Annotated in this window: 22 protein-coding genes; 15 read left to right on the top strand and 7 right to left on the bottom strand. The window is 71.1% G+C overall.

Annotated elements, in window-relative coordinates:
- Nucleotides 1-94: 94 nt before the first annotated feature.
- Entirely contained in the window at nt 95-1,303 is a 1,209-nt protein-coding gene (locus ACZ3I4_RS08125; RefSeq protein WP_465381151.1) for an alpha/beta hydrolase family protein, read from the bottom strand.
- Nucleotides 1,304-1,968: 665 nt separating this feature from the next.
- On the opposite strand from ACZ3I4_RS08125, the gene ACZ3I4_RS08120 reads away from it, so the two are divergent.
- From ACZ3I4_RS08120 to ACZ3I4_RS08080, 9 genes are read left to right on the top strand one after another with little or no spacing between them, the layout of a single operon-like run.
- Nucleotides 1,969-4,032 carry an Agd3-related carbohydrate-binding protein gene (locus ACZ3I4_RS08120; RefSeq protein ID WP_465381150.1) on the top strand — a complete coding sequence of 688 codons (2,064 nt, stop codon included), beginning with the start codon at nt 1,969-1,971 and terminating at the stop codon, nt 4,030-4,032.
- A 7-nt stretch (nt 4,033-4,039) separates the two neighbouring features.
- Entirely contained in the window at nt 4,040-5,530 is a 1,491-nt protein-coding gene (pelF, locus tag ACZ3I4_RS08115; RefSeq protein ID WP_465381149.1) for a GT4 family glycosyltransferase PelF, read from the top strand.
- Nucleotides 5,527-6,930: a hypothetical protein gene (locus ACZ3I4_RS08110; protein WP_465381148.1), complete on the top strand. Its 1,404-nt coding sequence runs from the start codon at nt 5,527-5,529 to the stop codon at nt 6,928-6,930. The genes pelF and ACZ3I4_RS08110 overlap by 4 nt, the downstream gene beginning before the upstream one ends.
- A gap of 24 nt (nt 6,931-6,954) precedes the next feature.
- Nucleotides 6,955-7,683: a sugar phosphate nucleotidyltransferase gene (locus ACZ3I4_RS08105; protein ID WP_465381147.1), complete on the top strand. Its 729-nt coding sequence runs from the start codon at nt 6,955-6,957 to the stop codon at nt 7,681-7,683.
- Nucleotides 7,680-8,516, top strand: coding sequence for an NAD-dependent epimerase/dehydratase family protein (locus tag ACZ3I4_RS08100; RefSeq protein WP_465381146.1), 837 nt, complete (start codon nt 7,680-7,682; stop codon nt 8,514-8,516). The genes ACZ3I4_RS08105 and ACZ3I4_RS08100 overlap by 4 nt, the downstream gene beginning before the upstream one ends.
- Complete coding sequence (locus ACZ3I4_RS08095; RefSeq protein ID WP_465381145.1) at nt 8,513-9,388, top strand: endo alpha-1,4 polygalactosaminidase; 876 nt, start codon at nt 8,513-8,515, stop codon at nt 9,386-9,388. Before ACZ3I4_RS08100 ends, ACZ3I4_RS08095 begins: the two co-directional genes overlap by 4 nt.
- 15 nt (nt 9,389-9,403) lie before the next feature.
- Complete coding sequence (locus ACZ3I4_RS08090) at nt 9,404-10,708, top strand: nucleotide sugar dehydrogenase (protein ID WP_465381144.1); 1,305 nt, start codon at nt 9,404-9,406, stop codon at nt 10,706-10,708.
- Nucleotides 10,705-11,661, top strand: a complete 957-nt coding sequence (locus ACZ3I4_RS08085; RefSeq protein WP_465381143.1) for an NAD-dependent epimerase/dehydratase family protein — start codon at nt 10,705-10,707, stop codon at nt 11,659-11,661. Before ACZ3I4_RS08090 ends, ACZ3I4_RS08085 begins: the two co-directional genes overlap by 4 nt.
- Entirely contained in the window at nt 11,658-12,353 is a 696-nt protein-coding gene (locus ACZ3I4_RS08080; RefSeq protein WP_465381142.1) for a hypothetical protein, read from the top strand. The genes ACZ3I4_RS08085 and ACZ3I4_RS08080 overlap by 4 nt, the downstream gene beginning before the upstream one ends.
- 32 nt (nt 12,354-12,385) lie before the next feature.
- Here ACZ3I4_RS08080 and ACZ3I4_RS08075 read toward each other — a convergent pair whose 3' ends face one another.
- The 6 genes from ACZ3I4_RS08075 to ACZ3I4_RS08050 are packed head-to-tail and all read right to left on the bottom strand — an operon-like array spanning nt 12,386 to nt 18,063.
- A complete protein-coding gene (locus ACZ3I4_RS08075; RefSeq protein ID WP_465381141.1) occupies nt 12,386-13,084 on the bottom strand; it encodes a GNAT family N-acetyltransferase in 699 nt (232 codons plus the stop codon).
- A complete protein-coding gene (locus tag ACZ3I4_RS08070) occupies nt 13,081-14,415 on the bottom strand; it encodes an NtaA/DmoA family FMN-dependent monooxygenase (RefSeq protein ID WP_465381140.1) in 1,335 nt (444 codons plus the stop codon). The genes ACZ3I4_RS08075 and ACZ3I4_RS08070 overlap by 4 nt, the downstream gene beginning before the upstream one ends.
- Nucleotides 14,408-15,496 carry an LLM class flavin-dependent oxidoreductase gene (locus ACZ3I4_RS08065; protein ID WP_465381139.1) on the bottom strand — a complete coding sequence of 363 codons (1,089 nt, stop codon included), beginning with the start codon at nt 15,494-15,496 and terminating at the stop codon, nt 14,408-14,410. Before ACZ3I4_RS08065 ends, ACZ3I4_RS08070 begins: the two co-directional genes overlap by 8 nt.
- Nucleotides 15,497-15,498: 2 nt before the next feature.
- Nucleotides 15,499-16,467 (bottom strand): ABC transporter substrate-binding protein, encoded by a 969-nt coding sequence (locus ACZ3I4_RS08060; RefSeq protein ID WP_465381138.1) that lies wholly within the window; start codon nt 16,465-16,467, stop codon nt 15,499-15,501.
- 13 nt (nt 16,468-16,480) lie between these two features.
- Nucleotides 16,481-17,197: an amino acid ABC transporter ATP-binding protein gene (locus ACZ3I4_RS08055; RefSeq protein ID WP_465381137.1), complete on the bottom strand. Its 717-nt coding sequence runs from the start codon at nt 17,195-17,197 to the stop codon at nt 16,481-16,483.
- Nucleotides 17,194-18,063: an amino acid ABC transporter permease gene (locus tag ACZ3I4_RS08050; RefSeq protein WP_465381136.1), complete on the bottom strand. Its 870-nt coding sequence runs from the start codon at nt 18,061-18,063 to the stop codon at nt 17,194-17,196. Before ACZ3I4_RS08050 ends, ACZ3I4_RS08055 begins: the two co-directional genes overlap by 4 nt.
- 143 nt (nt 18,064-18,206) lie before the next feature.
- Here ACZ3I4_RS08050 and ACZ3I4_RS08045 point away from each other — a divergent pair, with 143 nt between their 5' ends.
- The 6 genes from ACZ3I4_RS08045 to ACZ3I4_RS08020 are packed head-to-tail and all read left to right on the top strand — an operon-like array spanning nt 18,207 to nt 25,332.
- The gene (locus tag ACZ3I4_RS08045; RefSeq protein WP_465381135.1) at nt 18,207-19,811 is read left to right on the top strand and encodes an ABC transporter substrate-binding protein; all 1,605 of its coding nucleotides are present in this window, start codon (nt 18,207-18,209) and stop codon (nt 19,809-19,811) included.
- Nucleotides 19,808-20,746, top strand: a complete 939-nt coding sequence (locus ACZ3I4_RS08040) for an ABC transporter permease (RefSeq protein ID WP_465381134.1) — start codon at nt 19,808-19,810, stop codon at nt 20,744-20,746. Before ACZ3I4_RS08045 ends, ACZ3I4_RS08040 begins: the two co-directional genes overlap by 4 nt.
- Nucleotides 20,743-21,588 carry an ABC transporter permease gene (locus tag ACZ3I4_RS08035; protein ID WP_465381133.1) on the top strand — a complete coding sequence of 282 codons (846 nt, stop codon included), beginning with the start codon at nt 20,743-20,745 and terminating at the stop codon, nt 21,586-21,588. The genes ACZ3I4_RS08040 and ACZ3I4_RS08035 overlap by 4 nt, the downstream gene beginning before the upstream one ends.
- Nucleotides 21,585-23,195 carry a dipeptide ABC transporter ATP-binding protein gene (locus ACZ3I4_RS08030; protein ID WP_465381132.1) on the top strand — a complete coding sequence of 537 codons (1,611 nt, stop codon included), beginning with the start codon at nt 21,585-21,587 and terminating at the stop codon, nt 23,193-23,195. Before ACZ3I4_RS08035 ends, ACZ3I4_RS08030 begins: the two co-directional genes overlap by 4 nt.
- Nucleotides 23,192-24,232 (top strand): LLM class flavin-dependent oxidoreductase, encoded by a 1,041-nt coding sequence (locus tag ACZ3I4_RS08025; protein ID WP_465381131.1) that lies wholly within the window; start codon nt 23,192-23,194, stop codon nt 24,230-24,232. The genes ACZ3I4_RS08030 and ACZ3I4_RS08025 overlap by 4 nt, the downstream gene beginning before the upstream one ends.
- Nucleotides 24,229-25,332: an LLM class flavin-dependent oxidoreductase gene (locus ACZ3I4_RS08020; protein ID WP_465381130.1), complete on the top strand. Its 1,104-nt coding sequence runs from the start codon at nt 24,229-24,231 to the stop codon at nt 25,330-25,332. Before ACZ3I4_RS08025 ends, ACZ3I4_RS08020 begins: the two co-directional genes overlap by 4 nt.
- Nucleotides 25,333-25,417: the final 85 nt, after the last annotated feature.

Genomic DNA, 25,417 nt, shown 5'->3' with positions numbered 1-25,417 from the left:
TGGTCCGTCGCCTTGAACGCCGACGGCCCGCCATCCGACAACGCCGCCGCGAGCTGGTCGCCACGCCCGAATAAACCCTCTCTCAAACACTCACTCAGAGATCCGGGAAGAAATGCATCTCGGGATAGCGGGCGGTAGGCCCGTCGAGCAGGCGGCCGTCGCCGTGGCGCAGGTGGCGGTCGAAGAAGGCCAGCAGGTACGGACGTTGCACGGCGATCGACCGCTCGCCGTCGATGCTACCGATCAGGGGCTCGCTGTCCTGGGCGGGCGTGCCGAGCTGGGGCAGCAAGGTCTGCAGGTCGGTGAAGGACAGGTGGGCCGTGCGGTCGAGCTGCAGCCAGTAGCGGGGGCCGCGCAGCCCGGCCCACATGCGGGTCCAGGTCTCGTCCTGACCGGCGTCGCCGGGGTCGGCGCCCATCATGAGAAACGGGCGGGTGAGGCCGGTGGTGAGGACCCGCCCGAAGAAGGTGCCGTCCAGGTTGGCCCCGGCCCGCACGCGCGGGTCGGCGCGCATCACCTCGGCCGCGGTGGCGCCGCCCATCGAATGCCCGGCCATGCCGGCGCGGCGCAGGTCGAGCGCGCCGCCGAGCCCGCGGGGCAGTGGCCGGCCGGACGCGTCCGGGTTGTGGCCGCGGGTGATCGCGGTGAGCCGGTCGAGGACGAAGCGGGTGTCGGCGACCCGGACGGCGAGAGCCTTGGCCAGCATGGCCTGCTCCTCTTGCGGGCTCGCCGGGGGCGGGATGGCCAGCGTGGCCAGCCGGCCGTCGGGGAACTCGACGAAGTTGGCGTCGTGGGTGTGGTCGACCGTGACCACGACGTATCCGTGCGAGGCGAGTTCCTCGACCAGCGCCGTGGCGGTGGTGCGTTCCATGCCGAGGCCGGGGGACCACAGCACGACGGGACGGCGACCGGAGGCGGCCGGTGCTCCGAGGTGCCCGTGCGTCACCGGCAGCACGGCGCCGGAGCCGGGCGGGGCGAGCCGGGCGGCGATCTGCGAGGACACCCAGTTCGCCCGGGGGTAGCCGCGGACGGTGGCGGCCGGGTACCAAAGCTGGACCATGAGCTCGCGCAGCTTCTCCGACGGCACCCAGGGGTCGCGCCGGGAGGGGTCGACCAAATGGAGCGAGACCGTGCCGACCGGCCGCCGCCCGGTCGGCGCGGGCAGCGTGAGCTGGACATCGGTGGCGGATGCGGGCGTCAGGTGGGCGCCGGCGACCACGGCCGGCGCAGGCCGGGCCGGCACAGAGGTGGCGGGCAGGGCGGTGGCGAGGGCGGCGGCCAGCGTGAGGGCAGCGGTTCTCATGGCTCAACGATCCCGAGCAGCCGCCGGGCGTTGCAGTGCGGGCGATCACCGGATCAAGTGCAGAGTGCATGAGGCATCGCTGACATCTGTCATAAAACGCCCCCGCCTGCAATTACTCCCGGGTAATTTGCTGTCGCCTTCGGGCGTTTCGTGGAGGTGTCGCGAGCATTTACCACGGAGGAGCGCGCGGTGCAGGGAAACGCGATTTCCGATTGATACGTCTCAATCACTCACATAGGCGTTCCGTGGACGCCTCGCCACGCTCCGTCCAACTTCGACTGTCTAAACCTGACGGTTTGCACCGCCGACGTGGATCCCGGCAACCCGACCAACTCGGGACGTTTGCTCTTGTTGGCTGACATAGACCCGGCGGCCGGGCCCCCGGGAATTGTTAACGGCAGATTACCCGTACCGGGGGAAATGGCTTGTCAGCACGAGAGAACAGTGTTCAGAAGTCGATCGGGCATCGGTGTGGTTATCACTGCCGTCGATTCCCGTCAACGGTCGGGAATGGTCGTGCCGCGGACAGGCCGATCGAGCACCGGCAATCCTTAATTTTTGCTTAGACTCGCCGTCGGCACGCACCACCCCACCCCGCCTCACTCCGTCCACCGTGGAGGTTTTTGTCGATGGCTGCTGCCCGCATACCCGCCTACCGCCGTGCGGTGAGCGTCTTGGTCGCCGCCCTGTGCGCAGGGACCATCATGGCGGCGGCGCCCGCGGACGCGAAGCCCGCCCGGCCCCAGGCCCCACCCCAGGTTCCGGGTTACGGCCAGGTCGCCCCGCCCCGGGTGACCCCGCCCAAGCCCCTGCCCCGGCGCACCGGCAAGGTCGCCGTCACCAAGCCGGCCCGGTCCACCGCCAAGCTGGCCGACGGGCTCAACGACAAGGTCGCCCTGCGCGCGCTGGTCATCGCCACCAACACCGACGACTTCGGCGTACCGACCTGGAAGACGACGCTGGACCGCCTCGGCGCCTCGTACGACGTGCTCTACAGCGCCACCACCCCGCTGAACGTGAGCACCCTGACGCGGGCCGACGGCACCGGCAAGTACAACGCGATCCTGCTGACCAACACCATGCTCGTGTACGCCGACGGCGGCGGCTACTCCAACGGGCTCGACCCGGCCGAGTGGAACACCCTCTGGGCGTACGAGCGGAACTTCGGGGTCCGGCAGGCCGCGCTCTACACCAGCTACGGCTCCTGGCCCGAGGATTACTGCCTGCGCTCGGCCGGGGAGACCTCGGTCGGCGACACCCCGCTCAACGTGAGCCTCACCCCGGCCGGCGCCGGAGTGTTCGACTACCTCAAGGCCGGCGCCACCATCCCGGTCGTGCAGTCGTACGTCTACCGGACCACCATCGCCCCCGGCTGTGCCGCCGACCCGATCGCCACCGACGGCACCAACGTGCTCGGCGTGCGCTCGACCTCGTCCGACGGCCGTGAGCGCCTGGCGCTGACCTTCACGCTCAACCAGTACCTGCTGCAGTCCGACGTGCTGGTCTACGGCCTGGTCCGCTGGGCGACCAAGGGCATGTTCCTGGGCGAGCAGCGGCACCACCTGAACGTCGACATCGACGACTGGTTCAACACCGCCGACCACTACTACCCGGACGGCCACATCGAGTACGACCCCGGGTTCAAGGTGTCGGGGCACGACATGGTCAACCTGGACCAGCGCCAGGACGCGATCGGCAACGGCTTCAAGTTCAACCTGGCCTTCAACGGCGCCGACATCGACCCGTTCGCCGGCAACCAGTGCGCGCCCAACGGCGGCCCGAACGACCTGACCGCCACCACCAAGTGCCTCGCCAACGACTTCCGCTGGGTCAACCACACGCTGAACCACCCGGAACTCAACAACTCCAGCTACGCGACGACGTACGGCGAAATTCTCAACAACCGCAACGCGGGGGCGGCCATCGGCCTCACCGAGGCGGCCGGGGTGCTCAAGACTCCCGAATACTCGGGCCTGGGCGTTTACACGGTCGACCCGAACGACGACACCGGAGTGCCGGTCGACCACGGCCTGCAGGCCTCGAACCCCAACATGTTGCAGGCGGCCAAGGACCTCGGTGTCCGGTACCTGCACGGCAACATGTCGTTCACCAGCCACAAGCCGCAGCACTTCAACGCGTCGATCGTGCACCCGCTGGAGCCGGCCGTCGAGGTCGTGCCCGACTGGCCGACCAACTTCGCCTACTTCTGCACCACGCCCGACGAGGAGACCGCGTTCTACAACTCCTTCTACGGCCCCAACGGCAAGTTCCCGTACTGGCCGACGAACCGCACGTACCAGCAGATCCTCGATTACGAGACCGGGATCGCGCTGCAGCACGTGGCGTCGGGCGGCATCAACACGCACACGCTGCACATCGCCAACGTGCGGGACTACGGCAACGGCCGCACGCTGGCCACCGACTGGACCGAGACGGTCGCGGCCAAGTACCACGCGATCTACTCGGTGCCGCTGCTCAACCTGGACTGGGCCCAGATCGGCGCCTACACCAGCGTCCGCACCCAGCACTTCGGACAGTTGGCGGCCGGGGTTGACGCGGTCTACGACCGGTCCACCGGCGCGGTCACGGTGAGCTCGCCGGCCGCCGGAACCGTTCAGGTCAGCGGCGTGCAGGGGGCGACCTCGACCACGTACGGGTCGGATGTCACCACCCCGCTGGCGCTCACGGCCGGGACCGCGGTGACCGTCACCGCCGCGCCGAGGGCGTAACACGTCAATGCGGATCGCACTCGTGTCCGAGGGGACATATCCCTATGCGATGGGCGGCGTCAGCATCTGGTGCGAGCAGCTCATCAAGGGGATGCCCGACTACCGCTGGGAGGTCGTCGCGCTCACTGTCGACGGCACCGAGCAGTCTGTCTTCGCCGAGCCGGCGAACCTGGACCGGGTGCACTCCGTGCCGCTGTGGGGCGGCCGCGACCGCGGCCGTCCCGCCGGGGACCCCGGAACGGCGTTCACCGGCCCGTACGAGATGTTCCTGCGGGCCCTGGTCACCCCGGTGGACACGCTGCAACCGGAGCAGGGGCGAGGGCTCTTCCTGCTCGCGTTGCGGGGCCTCTACGAGTACGCCGCCTCGGGCGGGGACCTCGGCGAGGCGCTGGTTTCCAACGAGGCGGTCACGATGATGCTCGACGCGTGGCACGACCTGCGCGTCGAGCAGAGCGCCCCGGCGCCCACGGTGGCCGACGCGATCCAGGCGACCTGGCTGCTCGAGCACATGCTGCGCCCGCTGAGCGCCCCGGCCGTGCAGGCCGACATCGTGCACTGTTCGATGAACGGGCTGTCGATGCTGGTCGCGATGGTGGCCAAGTGGCGTTACGGCACTCCGCTGGTGATGAGCGAGCACGGCATCTACCTGCGTGAGCGCTACATGTCCTACCTGCACGACGACGCACCCCACGCCGTACGGGTGATGGCCCTGAGCTTCTTCCGCTCGCTGGCCGGCGCCGCCTACCTGATCACCGACGTGCTCGCGCCGCACTCGGCGTACAACCGGCGGTGGCAGCTGCACAACGGCGCCGACCCCGAGCGCATGTGGACCATGTACAACGGTGTCGAGCCGGCCGAGTTCCCGGCCGCGACCAGCGAGCCCGACGTGCCGACGATCGCGTTCATGGGCCGCGTCGACCCGCTCAAGGACCTGCACACGCTCATCCGCGCGTTCGCGATCGTGCGGGACCGGATCCCGGCCGCGCGGCTGCGCATCTTCGGCGGCACCCCGGCGGTCAACCGCACGTACCACGAGTCGTGCCGGCGGCTGATCGAGGAGCTCGGCCTGGACGGCGCGGCGGTGCTCGAGGGCCGCATCGAACGGGCCGTCGACGCCTACCACGCCGGCAGCATCGTCGCGCTGACCAGCATCTCCGAGGGGTTCCCGTACACGGTCGTCGAGGCCATGGCCTGCGGGCGGCCCTGCGTGTGCACCAACGTGGGCGGCGTGGCCGAGGCGGTCGCCGACACCGGACGCGTGGTGGCGCCGCGCGACCACGTGGCCGTGGCCGAGGCCTGCATCGAGCTGCTGGAAAACGACGACCTGCGTTTCAACCTCGGGTACGCGGCCCGCGCGCGGGTGCTCGAGCACTTCACGCTCGCGCAGTCGCTGCAGATGTACCGCGACGTCTACGAGCGCCTGGCCCTGCCGCTCGAGGGCGCGATCCCGGCGCCCCGGCTGCGCCCGGCCGCACCCGCCTGGCTGGGCATGCGATGACCGTCGACGACAAACCGGCGACGGCGCCGCAGACCCATCCGGTCGTCCTGCCGCGCGTCTCCACCGACCCGCTCGACATGCTCGTCGACCGGATGCGGCCCGCCCTGGCCCGGGCCGTCGAGGCGCTTCAGGTCGCCGCCGCGCTGGAGGCCGACGGGGTCACCGACCGCATCGCCCGGGTCGAGTACGGCTTCCCCGACGTGTTCGCGCTGGCCCAGGAGGTGTTCCGCCGCCTCGGCCCGCCCGCCGACGACCCGCCCGCCCCGGCCGCCGCCGGCCACGGGCGCCGCCGGACCCTCCGTCTGCTGCTCCACGGCCCCCTGTACGCCCTGCCCAGCGCGGTGTTCCCGGCCGTGCTGGCGGTCCTCGGGCCGCGCCACGCCGTCCTCGCCCTGACCGTGGCCGGGGTCGTCGGCTGGGCGTACGCGGGCACGGTGGCCTTCGCCGCCTACAAGCTTCTCGGCTCCAACCGCCCGCACCGCGCCGCCCGCCTGCTGCGCTTCTCGGCGCTGGCCGCCCCGCTGCTGGGCGCCCTGGCCGGGGCATGCATCGGCGGCGGCTGGGGCCTGGTGCTGCTGTCTGCCGGTCAGCTGACCTACCAGCTGGCCGGCACGGTCCTGATGTTCTACCGCCGCGAGCTGTGGCAGGCCGCCGCGATGGCCCCCGCGGTCGTCGCCGGCCTGGTCTACCTGCTCGGCGATCGGGCCCGCGACGCCGTGCTGATCACCGCCGGGGCCGGGGTGCTGGCCGCGTTCGCCGTGGCCCTCTGGTGCACGTTCAGGAAGGGCAGCCCGGACGAGCTGCCGGCCCGGCTGCCCTGGCGGGCGCTGGGCGGCGTCACCGCGTACGGGATCCTCTCGGCTCTTCTGCTGCTGCACGCCGCCCTGCCCTATCTGTCGGGCCGGCTCGACATCGCCGTCGCGGTGGCCCCGCTCATCCTGTCCATGGGTTTCGTCGAGTGGCGGGCCGAACGGTTCCGGGCCCGGGCCGTCGGCCTGACCCGCAGCAGCCGCCGACCGTCCGACTTCGAGCAGCATCTGGCCCGGGTGATCGGCTTCGAGATCCTGCTCTGCCTGGCCGTCCCGGCCGTGCTCGGTGTCGTGCTGCTGATCGGCCTGCGCGCCACCGACCCGGCCGTCTTCGTCATGGTCGTCGCCCACGTGCTGCTCGGCGGCGCCTACTACGTCGCGTTCCTGCTGGCCGGATTCGAGCGCTTCGGCCGGCTCTGCGCGTCGCTGATCGCCGCCCTGGTGCTGCACCTCGGCGCCGTGTTCCTGCTCGGCCGTGCGGTCGCCCCGCTGATCGACACGGTGTTGTTCGCCGGCAGTGTGCTCGCGCTGCTGGCGCTGTTCCTGCTCGGCCTGGCCCCGTCCGTCCGCCAGGTACGCCACTACCGGTAGGTCCACCGGAAAGGGGAGATCTGCATGCACGCGGTGATTCTCGCCGGCGGCAAGGGGGTGCGGCTGCGGCCGTACACCACCACGCTGCCCAAGCCACTGATGCCCATCGGCGACAAGCACGCGATCCTGGAGATCGTCCTGGATCAGCTCGCCGGATGCGGCTTCACCTCCGTGACGCTCGCGATCAACCATCTCGGCCCGCTCATCAAGGCGTTCGTCGGCGACGGCACCCGCTGGGGGCTGCGCGTCGACTACATCGAGGAGGACCGTCCGCTGTCCACCGTCGGACCGCTGTTCGGGCTCAAGGACACCCTGCCCGAGCAGTTCCTGGTGATGAACGGCGACGTGCTGACCGACCTCGACTACGCCGACCTGCTCAACCAGCACGTGCTGACCGGCGCCGGGCTGACCGTGGCCATCGCCGAACGCACCCACAAGGTCGAGTTCGGGGTCCTCGACGTCGAGGCGTCGCGGATCACCGGGTTCCGCGAGAAGCCCAGCCTGCGCTACCAGGTCAGCATGGGTGTGTACGGGATGAGCCGGCGCACCCTGGCCCCGTACCCGGCCGGGCTCGCGTTCGGCTTCGACGAGCTGGTCCTCGACCTGCTGGCCCGCCGCGAGCACCCGTCGACCTACCCGTTCACCGGGTTCTGGCTCGACATCGGCCGTCCCGAGGACTACGACGAGGCCAACCGCAACTTCGACGAGCTGCGCCCGATCCTGTTGCGCGAACGCGCGGGGGAGCCGGTATGAGGATTCTGCTGTTCGGCTCGTCCGGTTTCATCGGCCGCCACGTCCGCGAGGCTCTCGAGGACGCCGGCGACCTGATCTGCCCGCGGCGCGACCGCCACGACCTGGTCAACGGCGAGGTCGACGACCTCAAGGCGCTGGTCCGGGCCGAACGGCCGGACGCGGTGGTCTGCTGCGTCGGCGCGCTCACCGGCACGCCGGGCGAGCTGATGCGGGCCAACGCGATGGTGGCGGCCAAGCTGCTCGAGTCGGCCCCGGACGCGCGGCTGGTGCGCCTGGGCTCGGCCGGGGAGTACGGCGTCGTCCCCGACGGGCATGCCGTCGCCGAGGACGACCCGCTCGAACCGGTCGGGGCGTACGGGGTCAGCCACGCCGCCGGCACGCGGCTGTTCGCGCTGGCCGCCAACACCGTGTCGCTGCGCGTGTTCAACCCGATCGGGGCGGGCCAGCCGGCCGAGAACGTGCTGGGCCGCGCGGCCGCGCAACTGCGGGCCGGGCACACCGAGCTGTCGCTGGGGCCGCTCGGCGCGTACCGGGACTTCGTCGACGTGCGCGACGTGGCCTCGCTGATCCGGGCCGTGGTGGTCGCGGACGACGTGCCGCACCCGGTCTACAACGCGGGCAGCGGGCGGGCGGTCACCGTCCGGGAAGCGGTCGGGATGCTGGCCCGCGAGGCCGGGTTCACCGGCGCCATCCGGGAACAGGGCGCGGGGCCGCAACGGTCGGCCGCGGTCGGCTGGATCCGGGCCGACAACAGCCGGGCCGCCGCGGATCTGGGCTGGGCGCCCGCGTACGACCTGGACGCCTCGATCAAGAGCCTCTGGGAAGACGCGTGAGAAGGGCGGTGACGGTCCTGCTGGCGGCGCTGACCGTCGCCGCCTGCACGTCGTCCCCCGCCCCGTCGAAACCGTCCGAGGCGTGGGCCTACCAGCTGCAGAACTACCGGGACGACCGCCTCGACCAGCTCGCCGCCGGGCCGTACGGGACCGTGGTGATCGACCTGGCCCGCGACGCCCACGCCGACTTCTTCACCGCCGGCGAGATCGGCGCCGTCCGGGCCACCGGCAAACGGGTCCTGGCCTACTTCGAGATCGGCAGCATCGAGGACTTTCGCCCCGAGTACAAGAACCTGCCCCGGGATCTGATCGGCAACGAGTGGGCGGACTGGCCCGGCGAGTACTTCGTCCGCTACTACGACGACCGCTGGTGGGAGCTGGTCGTCAAACCCCGCGTCGACCGGGCGATCCGGGCCGGGTTCAACGGCGTCTATCTGGACACCCCGCTCGCGTACGAGGAGATCTCGCTGGACGCCGTGCCGGGACGCGACCGCGACGCCCTGGCCCGCGACATGGCCTCGCTCGTCCGGCGGATCAGCGCGTACGCGAAAGGCCGGGTCCCCGGTTTTCTGGTCGTGCCGCAGAACTCGCCGGAACTGCGGCACCAGCCCGGATACACCGGCGCCATCGACGGCATCGGCATGGAGGAGCTGTTCTTCCGGGCCACCGACGAGCGCTGCGCCGAGGACTGGTGCGCCGAGAACCTGGCCGACACCCGGGCGCTGCGCGACGCGGGCAAGTTCGTGCTCAGCGTCGACTACGCCACCAAGGCGGCCGACGTGCGCGCCGCCTGCGAGCACTACGCCACCGAACGCTTCATCGGCACGGTCACCGTGCTGGAACTGGACAGACCCGCCCAACCCTGCGCGTAAGAAGGAGAACCCCGCATGCCCCAGACGATTGGAGTCGTCGGCCTCGGCTACGTCGGTCTGACACTGACCGCCGCGCTGGCCGACAAGGGCTACATCGTGCACGGCGCCGACGTGTCGAATCACGTGCTCGACACCCTCTCCCAGGGGCGGTCGCACATCTTCGAACCCGGCGTCGAGGACATCTTCGCCGCGAAGGTCGGCACGACGGTCCACGTGGCCGAGTCGCTGCCCCGCGACACCGTCGACGTCGCGGTGATCAGCGTGTCGACGCCCGTGGACGAGTCGACCCGCCGCCCCAACCTGGCCAACCTGGCCGCCGCCGCGCGCAGCGTCGCCGCGACGTGCCGGCCGGGCACGCTGGTGGTCGTGCGCAGCACCGTGCCCGTCGGCACGAGCCGCCGCGTGGTCCTGCCCGAACTGCAAGCCGCCTGGGGTGACCAGGTGCGGCTGGTGATGGCGCCCGAGCGCACCATCCAGGGCCAGGCGCTGCGCGAGCTGGTCGAGCTGCCGCAGGTCGTCGGCGGCCTGGACGAGGAGAGCACGCGGGCCGGCGTGGAGTTCTTCAGCGGCCTGGCCCAGACCGTCGTGCCGGTGTCCGACCTCGAGACGGCCGAGCTGGTGAAGCTGTCCAACAACTGCCACACCGACCTGATCTACTCGTTCGGCAACGAGATCGCGCTCATCGCCGAGCAGCACGGCCTCGACCCGCTCGAGGTCATCCGCGCCGCCAACGTGAACTATCCGCGTCCCGACCTGTCCAAGCCCGGATACGTCGGCGGTGGCTGCCTGTCGAAGGACCCGTACATCATGCTGGACAGCGCCGGCGGCTACACGCCGTTCCTGGTCGGTCAGGCCCGCGCCCTCAACGAGCACCTGCCCGTGCACGTGGCCGAGATCGTGGTGCGGCTGCTGCGCGAGATCCGCGGCGAGACCCGCGGGCTGCGGCTGGCCGTGCTCGGGTGGGCGTACAAGGGCTGGCCGCCCACCGACGACATGCGCGGCACCCCGATCGCCACCATGATGCCGATCTTCTCGGCCGCCGGGATCACCGTCACCGGCCACGACCCGATGGTCACGGCCGAGGTCGTCCGCCAGTACGGCGGCGAGCCGATCAGCCTGGACAAGGCGTTCACCGACAGCGACGCCGTGCTCGTCATCAACGACCACCCGGACTACCGCGGGATCGACGTGAGCGCGATGCTGGGCGACGCCCGGCCCGCGCTCATCTTCGACTCGTGGCGCATCCTGGACAGCGAGGCCATCCGCGCGGCCGGCATCCGCTACGCCGGCCTCGGCTACCTGCCGGTGGTGACCGCATGAGGGCGCTGCTGCTCGGCGGGGCCGGCTTCATCGGCGTGCACCTGGCCCGGCGGCTGATCGCCGACGGCTACCAGGTGACGATCGTCGACGACTTCTCCCGCGGCCGCTCCGACTCGGTGGTGTCCGAACTGGGCGCCGAGGTCGTGTCGGCCGACCTCACCGACCCGGCCTTCTATGCCGGGCTGGAACACGGCTACGACCAGATCTATCTGCTCGCCGCCGTCGTCGGGGTGCGCAACGTGGAGAAGGACCCGGCCCGGGTCGTCCGCGTCAACACGCTCGTCGCCATGCACCTGCTCGACTGGCTGCAGCCGGGCGAGCGCGTCTTCTTCGCCTCGACCAGCGAGGTCTACGCGGGCGGCGTCGACGCGGGCATCGTGCCGGTTCCCACGGCCGAGGACATCCCGACGATGATCTCGGACATCACGGCGCCCCGGTTCGCGTACGCGGTCAGCAAGCTGCTCGGCGAGGCCGCGTTCCTGCACACCGCGCGCGCCCGCGGGTTCGACGCCGTGGTCGGGCGCTTCCACAACGTCTACGGGCCGCGGATGGGCGCCGACCACGTCATCCCCGAGATGTCGCTGCGGGCGCGCGGCGGCGAGGACCCGTTCCGGGTGCCCGGGGCCGACCAGTTCCGCGCGTTCTGCCACGTCGGCGACGCCGTCGAGGCGATGGTCCGGCTGATGGCCACGCCCGCTGCCGCCGGCCAGATCGTGCACATCGGCAACGACCGCGAGGAGACCAACATCGGCGATCTGGCCAAGCTGGTGCTGCGCGTGGCCGGGGTCAGCCCGGCCATCGAGACCGCCGACGCACCACCGGGATCGGTGCGCCGCCGCTGTCCCGACCTGTCCAAGCTGCGCGAGCTGACCGGCTTCGAGCCGACGGTCACCCTCGAAGAGGGCGTCCGGACGACGTTCGCGTGGTACGCCGAACACGGGAGGCCATCATGACCGAGCGCGCCCCGATCTGCTTCTACTACGGCAACGGCAAGCTTCTCGACCTCGCCGACTACCCGCGCGTGGTGCTGCAGCCCGACTTCTACAAGCCCGAGGAGATCGCCTACCTCAAGGGCAAGGACGTGCAGTGCCTGGCCTATCTGACCCTGTCGGAGGACACCGGGCCGCCCGCCGAGTGGCAGCGCACCGAGCGCAACCCCGACTGGGGTGGCACCTTTGTGCACGTCGGGCATCCGGGCTGGGTCTCGCACGTGGTCGGCCAGGCCCGGGCCGCGCTCGACGCCGGCTTCGATGGGCTGTTCCTCGACACGCTCAACGTCGAGCTGACCTTCCCCGAGGACGTGCCGCACCTGCTGACCCTGGTCGCCGCCGTGCGGGCGGTCGACGAGTCGGCGTACATCCTGGCCAACCGCGGCTTCGGCATGCTGCCCCGGCTGGCCGAGCTGGTCGACGGCGTGGTGTTCGAGTCGTTCTCGGCGCGCTGGACCGACGAGGGCTACGCGGCCTGGCCGGCCGACGTGCTGGAGTTCCACGCCCAGATCGCCGAGCAGCTGCTGCGGCTGCAGGTCGACCTGTACGCGCTGGACTACGCCGACGATCCGGGCCTGACCGACTTCGCGATCCGCCGGGCCCGGCAGTTCGGCATGCAGTGCATCGTCAGCGACCGGGCCCTGTCACGCGTCTGACGGGTTGCGGGGCCGCTTTACCGGGGGCCGCTTCACGCGTCTGCCGTCCGGAAGACCGCGAACGTGGTCCGCTTCCGCAGTCGGAAACCGATCGACTCGTAGAGGCGGATCGCGTTCGTGTTCGCGGCCGACGTGTGCAGGAACGGGATCTCGCCGCGCTGCCGGATCCCGTACGCGATTGCCCGCACCAGGCTGGTGGCCAGGCCCTGCCCGCGGAACGCCGGATGGGTGCAGACCGCGCTGATCTCGGTCCAGCCGGGCGGGTGCAGCCGCTCACCGGCCACCGCGATCAACTTCCCGTTTTCCCGTACGCCCAGATAGGTGCCCAATTCGATCGTGCGCGACCGGAACGGACCCGGCTGGGTGAGCGCGATCAGGGCGAGGATCTCGGGCACATCGCCGGCGTGGAGCGGCCGGGCCCGGGAAAACGGCGCCGCAACCAGCGACTCGCCGACGAACTGGACGCCGGCCACCTCGCCCGCGATCTCCCAGCCGGGATGGGCGGCCGGGACCGCTCCGGCCACCGCCACCTCGGCGCCCGGACCGGTCAGGACGGCCAGGTCGGCCCACGCCCGCGGATCCCCGGGATCCTCCAGGGCGTGGAACGGCGCGACGTCCGGGTGATAGCGAAGAGCCTTCCCGTACGCCTGGGCGAAGCGCGAATGGGTGCCGCGCAGTGAGCTCACGACCGGGTCGTCGAGCACCGACCGGCCCGTGTCGACGGTGGTCATCGCGGAGCCAGCCCGAGGTGCTCGCGCAACGTCGAACCCTCGTACTCGGTGCGGAAGACGCCCTGCTCCTGCAGCAACGGCACCACCGTGCCGGCGAACTCGTCGAGGCCGCCCGGCGTCACGTGCGGCACCAGGATGAAACCGTCGGAAGCGTCCTCCTGCACGAGGTGGTTGATGCTCGCGGCGACCGTGGCGGCCGAGCCGACGAAGGTCTGGCGGCCGGTCACCTCGATGATGAGGTCGCGGATCGACAGCTTTTCCGCCTCGGCCCTGGCCCGCCACTCGCGGGCCACGGCGATCGGGTCGCGGTGCATCCGCACGCTGGCCCGGCCCCGCGCGATGTGCTCGCCGGACACGTCGGGGTCGACCTCGGGCAGCGGCCCCTCCGGGTCGTACGAGGACAGGTCGCGGTTCCACAGCTGCTCGAGGAACTTGATCGCGGTCGCCCCGCTGACCTGCTGACGCCGGATCACCCGGGCCTTCTCCTGCGCGTCGGAGTCGGTGTCGCCGAGCACGAACGTCGCGGCCGGGAGCACCTTGAGCGAGTCCCGGTCCCGGCCATATTTGGCCAGCCGGTCCTTGACGTCGGCGTAGAACTTCTGGCCGTCCTCCAGGGTGCCGTGCCGGCTGAAGATGGCATCGGCGGTGGCCGCGGCGAACTCCCGGCCCGCGTCGGAGTCGCCCGCCTGCAGGATGACCGGTCCGCCCTGCGGGCTGCGGGGCACGTTGAAGCGGCCGGCGATGTCGAAGTGCTGATCGGTGTGGCGGAACCGGCCGGCGTCCGGGTCGCGCAGGAAGACGCCGTTCTCCTGGTCGGCGGCGATCGCGTCGGCCGGCCACGAGTCGAACAGCTCCTGGGCGGTCGCCAGCGCCTGGGTGGCCCGGCTGTACCGGTCGGACTCGGCCAGGAAGCCGCCGCGCCGGAAGTTCTCGCCGGTGAACGCGTCCCAGCTGGTGACCACGTTCCACGCGGCCCGGCCGCCGGACAGGTGGTCGAGCGAAGCGAACTGGCGGGCCACCTCGTACGGCTCGTTGAACGTCGAGTTGATCGTGCCGGCCAGGCCCAGGCGCTCGGTGACGGCGGCCAGCGCGGCCAGGACGGTGAAGGTGTCGGGACGCCCGACCACGTCCAGGTCGTAGATCTGGCCGGCCTGCTCGCGCAGCCGCAGGCCCTCGGCCAGGAAGAAGAAGTCGAACTTGGCCCGCTCGGCGGTCTGGGCGAGCCGGACGAACGAGTCGAACTCGATGTGGCTGCCCGCGGCCGGGTCGCTCCACACGGTGGTGTTGTTGACGCCCGGGAAATGCGCGGCGAGATGGATCTGCTTAGGCAACGCGGGCTCCTTCGGCGGCGGCGTAGCGGTTGGCCGGGCGGGGCAGGCCCAGGCGTTCGCGCAGGGTGCCGGGCTCGTAGCCGGTGCGGAAAACGCCCCGGGACTGCAGCTCGGGGACCAGGCCGCGGGTGATGCCCCGCAGATCCGAGGGGAGGCGGCCGGGGCGCAGCCGGAACCCGGTGATGCCGGCCTCCTGCCAGTCGAGCAGCAGGTCGGCGAGCTGGGCCGGGGTGCCGGCGAAGACCGCGGCGTCCGACTGGTGGGCCTTGCGCGCGGTGGGTTCCAGGAGCACCTCCAGGTCGGCGAAGACGTGCCGCACCGCGACCTGGCCGACGATCCGCCGTGCGTCGTCGGCGTCCTTCGGCGTCACATAGACGACGTCGGTGGACTTCTCGGCGAACCGGTACGGGATCTCGTTGTGGGCCAGCGCGGTCACCAGCGGCTGCCCCTGCGGCGGCCGGGGCGTGATCGACGGGCCCTTCACGCTGAAGAACCGGCCCTCGAAGTCGATGTAGTGCAGCTTGTCGCGGTCGATGAACCGGCCGGTGGCGGCGTCGCGGATCTCGGCGTCGTCCTCCCAGCTGTCCCACAGCCGCCGGACCACTTCCACGTAGTCGGCCGCCTCGTCGAACAGCTCCTGGATCGCCTCCGGAGTGTCCACATCGATCGGCCGCCGCCCGAAGTGCGCGGCCTCCGCGGCTTTCGGTGAGAGCTGCACCCGCCACCCCGCGCGGCCGCGGCTCACGTAGTCGAGGGTGGCGATCGCCTTGGAGATGTGGAACGGCTCGGTGTGGGTGACCGTGGCCGTCGGGACGAGCCCGATGTGCCGGGTCAGCGGGGCCACCCGCGCGGCGATCAGCACCGCGTCGAGGCGGCCCTGCACCTGGCCCGGGTCGTCGGTCTGCACGCCGAGCGCGTCCTCGATGGTGACGAAGTCGAGCTTGCCCGCCTCGGCCTCGGCCACCAGGTCGACCCAGTAGCGGGCGGTGAACAGTTCGGCGGGCCGCGCGCCGGGCTCGCGCCAGGCGTCCGGGGCCCAGCCGGCGCCGTCCAGCGCCACCGCGAGATGCAGGTCGGTCATGGTCACTTCCCCTCGATCGGCAGGCCCGGCGGGTTGATCTCAGGTGCGTCGACGGCCTCGCTCGCGAGGTTCCAGCGGTCCAGGATCTTCTGGTAGTCGCCCGACCGGACCAGCTCGTCCAGGGCCGCCTTGTACGCCTCGACCAGGCCGCTGCCCTTCTTGGTGGTGAGCGCGATCTTGCCCTGCAGCGTGGAACCGGCCCCGGAGTAGGTGCCGACGATCTCGGTCTGGCCCGCCTTGGCCACGTGGTAGGCCGAGGTCGGGTTGGGGCCCAGGTAAAGGTCGATCTGCCCGGAGCCGAGGGCCAGATAGGTGGCCTGGTTGGTCTGGTAGTACTTGATGTCGACCTTGGGCAGGCCCTGCTTGACGGCCTCCTCGCTCCACTCGACCAGGATCTTCTCCTGGTTGGTGCCCGACCCGACCGCGACCCGCTTGCCGGCCACGTCGGCCGGGCCGGTGACCTTGAGCCCGCTGCCCTTCTTGGCCTCGAACGCGAGCTCGTCCTTGCGGTAGGTCGCGAAGTCGTACTTCTGCTTGCGTTCCTCGGTGACCGTGATGTTCGAGGCGCCGACGTCGAACTTGCCGCTGTCGAGGCCGATGAACAGGTTTTCCCAGCTGGTGTTCTGCAGCTCGGGCTCGAGGCCGAGGACACCGGCGACGGCGACGGCGATGTCGGGCTCGCTGCCGATCAGGGTCTTGTTGTCGGTGGCGGTGAACGCGAGCGGGGCGAAACCGGCGCCGGCCGCGCCCACGCCGATCGCGAGCACGCCCTTCTGCTTGATGGCGCCGGGCAGCAGGGCCGCGGCCGCGTCGACCTTGGCCGGGACGATGCGCTGCTGGTCGGGGCCGTCGTTGATGGTGACCGCGGCGGCCTGTGCGACCGCGGCCGCGGGGGTCTGCTCGTCCGGCGCGGCGCAGGCGGCGAGTCCCGCCAGCGCGGCCACCAGGAGCAGAGCGGATCTCGTACGCATGAAGGGGTGCTCCTTAGACCAGAACTTTGGACAGGAACGCGCGGGTGCGTTCGTGCCGGGGGTTGTCGAGGACCTCGCCGGGCGGGCCCTGTTCGAGCAGGCGGCCGCCGTCGAGGAAGACGATGTGATCGGCCACCTCACGGGCGAAGCCGATCTCGTGGGTGACGACGACCATCGTGGTGCCGGCCCGGGCCAGGTCCCGCATGACGTCGAGCACCTCGCCGACCAGTTCGGGGTCGAGGGCCGAGGTGGGTTCGTCGAACAGGATCAGCTTGGGTTCGCGGGCCAGCGCGCGGGCGATGGCCACCCGTTGCTGCTGGCCGCCGGAGAGCTGACGGGGATAGCTGCCGGCCTTCTCGGCCAGGCCCACCCTTTCCAGCAGCGCGATGCCACCGCCGGCCTCCCGGACGTTTTGCAGCGCGGTCATGTGCGAGAACAGGTTGAAGGTCTGGAAGACGAAGCCGATCCCGGCCCGCTGCTTGAGGATGTGTCGCTCGCTCAGCTCGTACAGCTTGTTGCCGGCGCGGCGGTAGCCGATCAGCTCGCCATCGACGCGAACCCGGCCGCGGTCGACCTTCTCCAGGTGGTTGATGCAGCGCAACAGGGTCGACTTGCCCGAGCCGGACGGGCCCAGAATGACCGTGACGCTGCCGGCCGGAACGGTGAGCGTCACATCGTGCAGCACTTCCAGCGAGCCGAACGACTTGTGCACGCCTTCGAGCTCGATCATCGGACGTATCCCCTCGAGTAGCGGCGCTCGACGTAGTGCTGCAGGACCGACAGGGCGGCGGTCAGGATCACGTACCAGACCGTGGCCACCAGCAGCAGCGGCACGACCCGCCCGTTGCGGCCGTAGATGACCTGCACCTGGTAGAACAGCTCGCCGATGGCCAGGACGTACACCACCGAGGTGCTCTTGAGCAGATTGACCAGCTCGTTGGCCGCGTTGGGCAGGATCGCCCGCATGGCCTGGGGGAGCAGGATGCGGCGGAACTGGCGCAGGCGCGGGATGCCCAGGGCGGCCGCGGCCTCCAGCTGCCGCGGGTCGACCGACAGGATGCCGGCGCGGACGATCTCGGCGGCGTACGCGGCCTCGTGCAGGGCCAGACCCAGCAGCGCCGCGCCGAACGCGCTGACCAGGCTGGACGTCTCGAAGTGCAGGAAGCCGGGGCCGAACGGGACGCCGATCTGCAGCCGGTCGTACAGGTAACCGAGGTTGGCCCAGAACAGCAGTTGCACGAGCAGCGGCACCGAGCGGAAGACCCAGATGAAGGTCCAGCTCACCGCGGACAGCACCGGGTTCTTCGAGAGCCGCATCGGGGCGAGGACGATCCCGCCCGCGAAGCCGAGCACGGCCCCCGCGAAGGTGAGCTCGAGGGTGATGAGCAGCGCCTGCATCACGGACTTCTCGAAGAAGTAGCCGGCGAAGGTGCCCCAGTCCCAGCCCGGATTGGTGATGAGGCCGTGCACGAACTGGGCGATGACAACGAGGACCGCGGCGGCGGCGATCCAGCGCCACGGATGCCGGGCCGGCACCACGACGAGATCGTCAGTGGCGCGGCCGGCCACCTGGGGAGGCGAGGACAAGAGGCTCACGCCACCGACGCTAGGGCCGCCGGACCAAAACCCTCAATACCTATCGGGTGTATATGTTTTACGAACTTGTCAACGGCCTCAGCCCTTGCTTATATCCTATTTCAGCTATAGGAAAATAGGAGTCCGTTCACCTGGAGGTGGAGATGCGTCGCCGTTCCCTGCTGATCGCCGTCGTGGCAACCGCGCTGGCCGCGGGCTGCTCCGGCCGGGCCGGCACCGACTCCGCCGCCACCGGCGAGCCGGTCTCCGGAGGGTCCCTCACCTGGGGGATCGAAACCGAGCCGATCACGTTGAACCCGCACCAGTACGCCCAGGCCAAGGCCCGTCTGCTGGTCTGGAACAACTTCGAGGCGCTGCTCACCCACGACGACAAGGGCGGCTACGTGCCCTGGCTGGCCACCGGCTACCGGGTGTCGCCGGACGGCCTGACCTACACCGTCGAGCTGCGCGACGGCGTGACCTTCAGCGACGGCACCAAACTGGACGCGGCCGCGGTCAAGGCCAACACCGACCTCCTGCTCTCCGACGGCTACGCGCCCGGGGTGGCCGCCGTCCAGCTGGGCAACCTCAAATCCGTCGACGTCGCCGGCCCGCTGACCGTGAAATACACGCTGACCCGGCCGGACGTGCTGATCCTCGACTTCCTGTCCTCGCCGCAGGGCGCGATCGTGTCACCCAAGTCGCTCCGGGAGGCGGCCAACCTCAAGGCGGGCGGCCCGCAGCTGGCCGGAACCGGGCCGTTCATCCTCGACCGGTACACGCCGGGCCAGGAACTGCACTACAAGCGCAACCCCGCGTATCGCGACCGGGCCGCCTACCTCGACGAGGTCACCTACCGGTTCCTCAAGGAGCCGTCCGTACGGGTGGGGGCGCTGACCTCGGGCCAGGTGCAGGTCATCGAGGGGGTGCCGGCCACCGACCAGGCGCAGATCACCGGCAACCCCGCCCTGACGTTGAGTAAGGGGCTCAACTCTGGATCCGCGTACTCGTACTACTTCAACGTCACGCACGCGCCGTTCGACGACCTCCGGATCCGGCAGGCGTTCCGTGACGCGCTCGATGTGGACACCGTGCTGCAGGGCGTCTACCGCGGCACCGCGACCCGGGCCTGGAGCGTGATCGGGCCGACCAGCCCGCTCTACGACAAGTCGCTCGAAGGCACGTACGGCAACAATCCCGCGCGGGCCAACGCCACCCTGGACGCGGCCGGCTGGACCCAGCGCGACTCCGAGGGCTTCCGGGTCAAGGACGGCAAGCGGCTGACCGTACGCCTCGTGCAGTCGGCGCCGTTCGTCCGCGACCGCCGCGAGATCCTGGCCCAGGCCGTGCAGGCCGCGGTCAAGCAGAGCGCCGGCATCGACCTCAAGGTCTCCGTGGTCGACCAGGGCACCGCCACGGCGGCCCTCGAGAACGGCGACTACGAGATCTTCGACAACTCGCGGGCCGACACCGACGCCGGGGCCGCCCTCAACCTGTTGCTCTCCTCGTCCGGCGCGATCAACCGGCTGGGCATCGCCGACAAGAAGATCGACGGCCTGCTCGCCCAGGGCCAGGCCGCCGGGGACCCCGCCGCCCGGGCGAAGATCTATCAATCGCTGCAGCGGACCGTCATCGCCGGCCAGGCCCTGATCCAGCCCCTCTACGCCCCGGCCGACCAGATCGCGGCCTCCAAGAAGGTCGGCGGGCTGAGCTTCGAACCCACCGCGGGCGTGCCGGCCGGCGCCTATGACATCTGGCTCAGCAAGTGATCGTCCTGCGCCGCCTTCTGACCGGGCTCGTCGTGCTGTGGGCGGCCGCGACCGCCGCCTATCTCGCCCTGCTGGCGGCGCCCGGATCCACCGTGGACAGCATCATCGGAGACGGCGCCGACACCCCGTTGATCCGGGCCCAGATCATCCAGGAGTGGGGCCTCGACCGGCCCGCCGTTCAGCAATACCTGGACTACCTGTGGCGGGCCGGGCAAGGCGACCTCGGGCGGTCCTATCTGCTGCAACGGCCCGTACGGGACGTGATCGCCGACCAGATCGGGCCGACCCTGACCCTCGCCGTGACCGCCGCCGTGCTCGGTGTGCTGCTCGCCCTGGTGCTGGCCGTGACCACCCGGCGGCCGTGGGCCCGGCGGGTCAGCTCGACCGCCGAACTCGTGCTGGTGTCGACGCCGCCGTTCCTCATCGGGATCGTGCTGCTCAGCGTCTTCTCGTTCCGCCTCGGCTGGTTCCCGGTCAGCGGCGGCCAGGGTCTCGCCGCCCTGGTGCTGCCCGCGGTCACCCTCGCGCTGCCGGTGGCCGGGGTGCTCACCCAGGTGCTGCGGGACGGCGTCGACCGCGCGCTGGACGAGCCGTTCGTGGTCACCGCCCGGGCCCGCGGCCTGGGGGAGCGTGCGGTGCTGGTCCGCCACGCCCTGCGGCACGCCCTGCTGCCCGCGGTGACATTGACCGGCTGGCTGTTCGGCGTCCTGCTGGGCGGCGCGGTCATCATCGAGACGGTCTTCGGCCGGCCCGGCCTGGGCCAGGTCACCCTGGCCGCCGTGAACAGCGCCGACATGCCCGTGGTCCTGGCCGTGGTGGTGTTCTCCGCCTTCGTCTACGTGCTCATCAACACGCTCGCCGACTTCGCCTGCCTGCTCATCGACCCCCGCCTGCGCCCGGCTCCGGCCGCTGTCTCCCCGGAGGCACGCACATGACGATCGCCCTCGACCGCGGCCTCGCCGTCCGCCCCTGGCGCCCACCCGGGGCCGGGGTGGCCGCCGCGGCCCTGTTCCTCCTGCTGGCGCTGGCCGCCGCGCTGCACCCGGCCCTGTTCGCCGGCGATCCGCTCGCGGCCGACCCGCTGCACGTGCTCGAGGCGCCGTCCGGGACCCACTGGTTCGGCACCGACCAGCTCGGCCGCGACGTCTTCGACCGCGTCGTGCACGGCGCCCGCCACTCGCTGCTGATCGGCATCGTCGCCACCCTCATCGCGGTCACCGCCGGGCTCCTGCTCGGCCTGTCCGCCGGGCTGTCCCACAAGTACGCCGACGAGGCGCTGAGCCGCTCGTTCGACGCGTTGTCGGCCTTCCCGCTGCTGTTGCTGGCGCTGCTGTTCGTCGCCGTGGCCGGCCCCGGCACGGCCGGCCTCGTCGTCGCGATCGGCATAGCGACGATGCCCAACTACGCCCGCGTGGTGCGCACCCAGACGTTCCGGGTGCGCCAGGCCCCGTACGTGACCACGGCCGTGTCCTTCGGCGGCTCGCGCGCCCGCCTGGTCGTCCGGCACGTGCTGCCCAACGTGCTCGGACCGGTCCCGGTGCTGGCCGTCATCGGCCTGGGCGAGGCGATCCTGGCCGCCGCGGGCCTGAGCTTCTTGGGCATGGGACCGCAGCCGCCGTCGCCCGAGTGGGGCGCGATGCTCTCCGAGGGCCGCGGCTATCTGAGCGTCGCGTGGTGGACGACGGTCCTGCCCGGAACCGTCGTCACCCTCCTGGTCATCTCGCTGACCGTCGTCGGCCGTCACCTCCAGCGCCGCTTCGAGGGGAGGCCCGCATGAGCGAACCGCTGGTTTCCGTGCGCGACCTGCACGTGACCTTCCTGCACCGCCGGGCCGACGTGCACGCCGTACGCGGAATCGACCTCGACATCCACCGCGGCGAGTGCGTGGCCATCGTCGGGGAGTCCGGGTCGGGCAAGAGCGTCACCGCCCGTACGCTCGTCGGCCTGGCCGGCCCGCACGCGCGGGTCAGCAGCTCCCGGTTCGAGATCGACGGCCGCTCCGGACCGTTCGACTGGCGCGCCCTGCGCGGCGGATTCGCCGGGCTGGTCCTGCAGGACGCCCTCGGCTCGCTCGACCCGCTGCGCACGGTCGGCGCCGAGATCGGCGAGGTCCTGCGCGTTCACGCCGTCGGCGATCGCCGCGACCGGGACCGGCGCGTGCGCTCCCTGCTCGAAGCGGTCCACGTGCCCGAGCCGGACCGGCGCGCCGGCCAGCATCCGCACCAGCTGTCCGGCGGGCTGCGCCAGCGGGCACTGATCGCCTCGGCCCTGGCGGCCGGCCCGCCCCTGCTCATCGCCGACGAACCGACCACGGCCCTGGACGTGACCGTTCAGTCCCAGATTCTCGACCTGCTCGCCGAACGCCGCCGGGCCGGCGAGACCCTCCTGCTGATCAGCCACGACCTGGCTGTCGTCGCCCGGCTGGCCGACCGGGTGCTGGTCATGAAGGACGGCCGGATCGTCGAGTCCGGCGACACCCGGAGCCTGCTGTCCGCCCCCACCCATCCGTACACGCAGCAGCTTCTGGCCGCCGTCCCGTCCGCCGCCTCCCGCGGCCGTCGGCTCTCGTCCTCGGTGCCCCCATCGGCTCCTCCCCGGCCGGGGCCGCCTTCCCCGCCGCCCTCTGACGTGATCGTCGAGGCGCTGGGGCTGCGCAAACGCTACGGGTCGCACACCGTCGTGGACGGCGTCGACCTCACCGTGCGCCGGGGCGAGATCGTCGGGCTCGTGGGGGAGTCCGGGTCGGGGAAGACCACGGTGGCCCAGCTGCTGTTCGGGCTGACCCCCCTGTCGTCCGGCTCCGTGGCGTTCGAGGGCGCGCCATGGAGCGGGCTCACGGAGCGGCGGCGTCGTTCGCGGCGCCGCCGCCTCCAGCTCATCGCGCAGGACCCCCTGTCCGCCTTCGACCCGCGCTGGACCGTGGCCCGCATCGTGGCCGAAGCCCTTCCCAGCACCCGATCGCAAGCCGGTGGGGCACACCCGCCCGTCGCGGAGCTCCTCGACCGGGTCGGGCTCGGCGCCGACGTCCTCGACCGATATCCACGCCAGCTCTCCGGTGGGCAGCGGCAGCGGGTCGCCATCGCCCGGGCACTCGCCCCCCGGCCCAGCCTGATCATCTGTGACGAGCCGGTCTCCGCGCTCGACGTCTCCGTACAGGCGCAAGTCCTTGACCTTCTGGCCGGCATCCGCGACACCGACGGCACCGCGCTGCTGTTCATTTCCCACGATCTCGGCGTCGTCCACCACCTCGCCGACCGGGTCCTGGTCATGCGGGACGGCGCCGTCGTCGAACAGGGCCCGGTGGACGACGTCTTCCACAACCCGCGGCACGAATACACCCGCGCGCTCCTCGACGCGGTGCCGACCCTGGAGGTGTCGCGATGAAATTCCTGCTCATCACCCTGATCGCCGAGAAGGACGCGCACCGGCCGGCCCGGGCCCGCCTGCGCGAGGTGGTGGACAACGCCGTGCTGGCCGAAGAACTGGGCTTCGACGGGTTCGGAGTGGGGGAGCGGCACGAACGGCCGTTCTTCTCGTCCTCGCCGCCGGTGGTGCTCAGCCACATCGCCGCCGTGACCTCGCGGATCCGCCTGTTCACCGCGGTCACCACGCTTAGCCTGCTCGACCCGGTGCGCGCGTTCGAGGACTACTCGACGCTCGACAACCTCTCCGACGGCCGCCTCGAACTCATCATCGGCAAGGGCAACGGCGCCGCGCAGGCCAAGCTGTTCCACGTCACCGCCGACGACCAGTGGGACCGCAACCGCGAAAGCTACGAACTGTTCCGCCGCCTGTGGCGCGAACCCAAGGTGACGTGGTCGGGCCGCTTCCGCCCGTCGCTGACCGACGCCGAGACCTGGCCCCGCCCGCTGCAGCAACCCATCCGGGTCTGGCACGGCAGCGCCACCAGCCGCGAATCCGTCGACCTCGCCGCACGCTTCGGCGACCCGCTGTTCTCGGCCAACGTCACCAACCCGATCGAGCCGTACGCCGAATTGATCCGCTACTACCGCGAACGGTGGGCCCACTACGGCCACGACCCGGCCGAAGCCCTCGTGGGAGCCGGCAGCGCCGGTTTCTACGCCGCACGCACCTCGCAGGAGGCCATCGAGACCTACCGGCCCCTGTACGAGGCCCGGATCGCGCTGTTCCGCGAGGTCGGCGTGGAGCCCGTCTTCCCGACCCTGGAGGACGCGATCGAACGCAGCTCCATCCTGGTCGGCAGCCCCCAGCAGATCATCGACAAGGTGCACCGCTACCACGCCGAGTTCGGCCACGAGGTCATGCACCTGCACGCCGACGCCGACGGCCTGACCGACAAGCAGCACCGGGCCTCCCTCGAACTGTTCCAGTCCGAGGTCGCCCCCATCCTGCGCCGCGACATCCCCAGCCGCCCCTTTTCCTTCGGAGGACCCGCATGACCGTGCCGCTTTCCATCCTGGATCTGGCCCCGCTGGTTTCCGGCGGCACCGTCGGGGACGCCCTGCGCCGCACGCTCGACCTCGCCCGCAAGGCCGAACAGTTCGGCTACCACCGCTACTGGGTGGCCGAGCACCACCTGACCCCCGGCGTGGCCAGCTCCCAGCCGGCCCTGCTGCTGGGCCAGATAGCCGCCGCGACCGAACGCCTCCGGCTCGGCTCGGGCGCCCTGCAGACCGGCTTCCTCACGCCGCTGGCCGCGCTGGAGCAGTTCGGCCTGCTGGACGCCCTGTACCCCGGCCGTTTCGACCTGGGCCTGGGCCGCTCCGCGCAGCGCCGCCCCTCCGCCCCCGCCGCTCCTTCCGGCCCGTCCGTTGTCGACGGCCTGCTCATCCCCAAGCACTTCGACTTCACCCCGCTGATGACGTCCTCGCGCGCGGCCCTCTTCGGCAAGCTGCTCAAACAGCCCAACGCCGAGCCGCTCGACCTCGACCAGGTCGTCGACGACATCCAGACCCTGATAGCCGGCCCCTACACCGACGATCTGGGCAACGAGGCCCACGCCGTACCGGGAGAAAATGCCGACCTGGAACTCTGGATCCTGGGCAGCAGCGGCGGCGAAAGCGCCCGGGTAGCCGGCGCCCGCGGCCTTCCCTTCGCCGCGAACTACCACGTGGCCCCGGCCAAGGTCCTGGAGGCGGTCGAGGCCTACCGCTCCGCTTTCCGCCCCTCGAAAACCCTGTCATCCCCACACGTCATGGTCAGCGCCGACGTGGTCGTGGCCGAGGACGACGAAAAAGCGAAGGAACTGGCCATCCCGTACGCCCTGTGGGTCCGCAGCATCCGCAACGGCACCGGCGCCATCCCGTATCCCAGCGTCGAGGAGGCCCTGTCCCACAACTGGACCGACGAGGACCGCGAGCTGGTGGCCGACCGCCTGGACACCCAGTTCACCGGCTCCCCGCAAACCGTGGTCGACCAGTTGCAAACCCTGCGCCGGGCTACCGCCGCCGACGAACTCCTGGTCACTACGATCACCCACAACCACGCCGACCGGGTCCGCTCGTTCGAATTGCTGGCCAAACATTGGCCCGCGTCGTGACCGTTGTCCGCCGGGTGCAGGCCTGTGCTGGGCGTTGGCCGAGTCCTCCGTTGGGCGCTGGCCGAGTCCTTCGCTGGGCGCTGGC

It is taken from the genome of Actinoplanes sp. NPDC021490 (assembly GCF_055562135.1).
Note: the sequence above shows the minus strand (reverse complement) of the source record. Positions and strands in the feature narration are given on the sequence as shown.

Bases quoted from the DNA above. Each gene is read 5' to 3' on its own strand.
- ACZ3I4_RS08125 (WP_465381151.1), bottom strand. From the start codon at position 1,303: ATGAGAACCGCTGCCCTCACGCTGGCCGCCGCCCTCGCCACCGCCCTG.
- pelF (WP_465381149.1), top strand. From the start codon at position 4,040: ATGCGGATCGCACTCGTGTCCGAGGGGACATATCCCTATGCGATGGGC.
- ACZ3I4_RS08110 (WP_465381148.1), top strand. From the start codon at position 5,527: ATGACCGTCGACGACAAACCGGCGACGGCGCCGCAGACCCATCCGGTC.
- ACZ3I4_RS08105 (WP_465381147.1), top strand. From the start codon at position 6,955: ATGCACGCGGTGATTCTCGCCGGCGGCAAGGGGGTGCGGCTGCGGCCG.
- ACZ3I4_RS08100 (WP_465381146.1), top strand. From the start codon at position 7,680: ATGAGGATTCTGCTGTTCGGCTCGTCCGGTTTCATCGGCCGCCACGTC.
- ACZ3I4_RS08090 (WP_465381144.1), top strand. From the start codon at position 9,404: ATGCCCCAGACGATTGGAGTCGTCGGCCTCGGCTACGTCGGTCTGACA.
- ACZ3I4_RS08085 (WP_465381143.1), top strand. From the start codon at position 10,705: ATGAGGGCGCTGCTGCTCGGCGGGGCCGGCTTCATCGGCGTGCACCTG.
- ACZ3I4_RS08080 (WP_465381142.1), top strand. From the start codon at position 11,658: ATGACCGAGCGCGCCCCGATCTGCTTCTACTACGGCAACGGCAAGCTT.
- ACZ3I4_RS08075 (WP_465381141.1), bottom strand. From the start codon at position 13,084: ATGACCACCGTCGACACGGGCCGGTCGGTGCTCGACGACCCGGTCGTG.
- ACZ3I4_RS08065 (WP_465381139.1), bottom strand. From the start codon at position 15,496: ATGACCGACCTGCATCTCGCGGTGGCGCTGGACGGCGCCGGCTGGGCC.
- ACZ3I4_RS08060 (WP_465381138.1), bottom strand. From the start codon at position 16,467: ATGCGTACGAGATCCGCTCTGCTCCTGGTGGCCGCGCTGGCGGGACTC.
- ACZ3I4_RS08055 (WP_465381137.1), bottom strand. From the start codon at position 17,197: ATGATCGAGCTCGAAGGCGTGCACAAGTCGTTCGGCTCGCTGGAAGTG.
- ACZ3I4_RS08045 (WP_465381135.1), top strand. From the start codon at position 18,207: ATGCGTCGCCGTTCCCTGCTGATCGCCGTCGTGGCAACCGCGCTGGCC.
- ACZ3I4_RS08035 (WP_465381133.1), top strand. From the start codon at position 20,743: ATGACGATCGCCCTCGACCGCGGCCTCGCCGTCCGCCCCTGGCGCCCA.
- ACZ3I4_RS08030 (WP_465381132.1), top strand. From the start codon at position 21,585: ATGAGCGAACCGCTGGTTTCCGTGCGCGACCTGCACGTGACCTTCCTG.
- ACZ3I4_RS08025 (WP_465381131.1), top strand. From the start codon at position 23,192: ATGAAATTCCTGCTCATCACCCTGATCGCCGAGAAGGACGCGCACCGG.
- ACZ3I4_RS08020 (WP_465381130.1), top strand. From the start codon at position 24,229: ATGACCGTGCCGCTTTCCATCCTGGATCTGGCCCCGCTGGTTTCCGGC.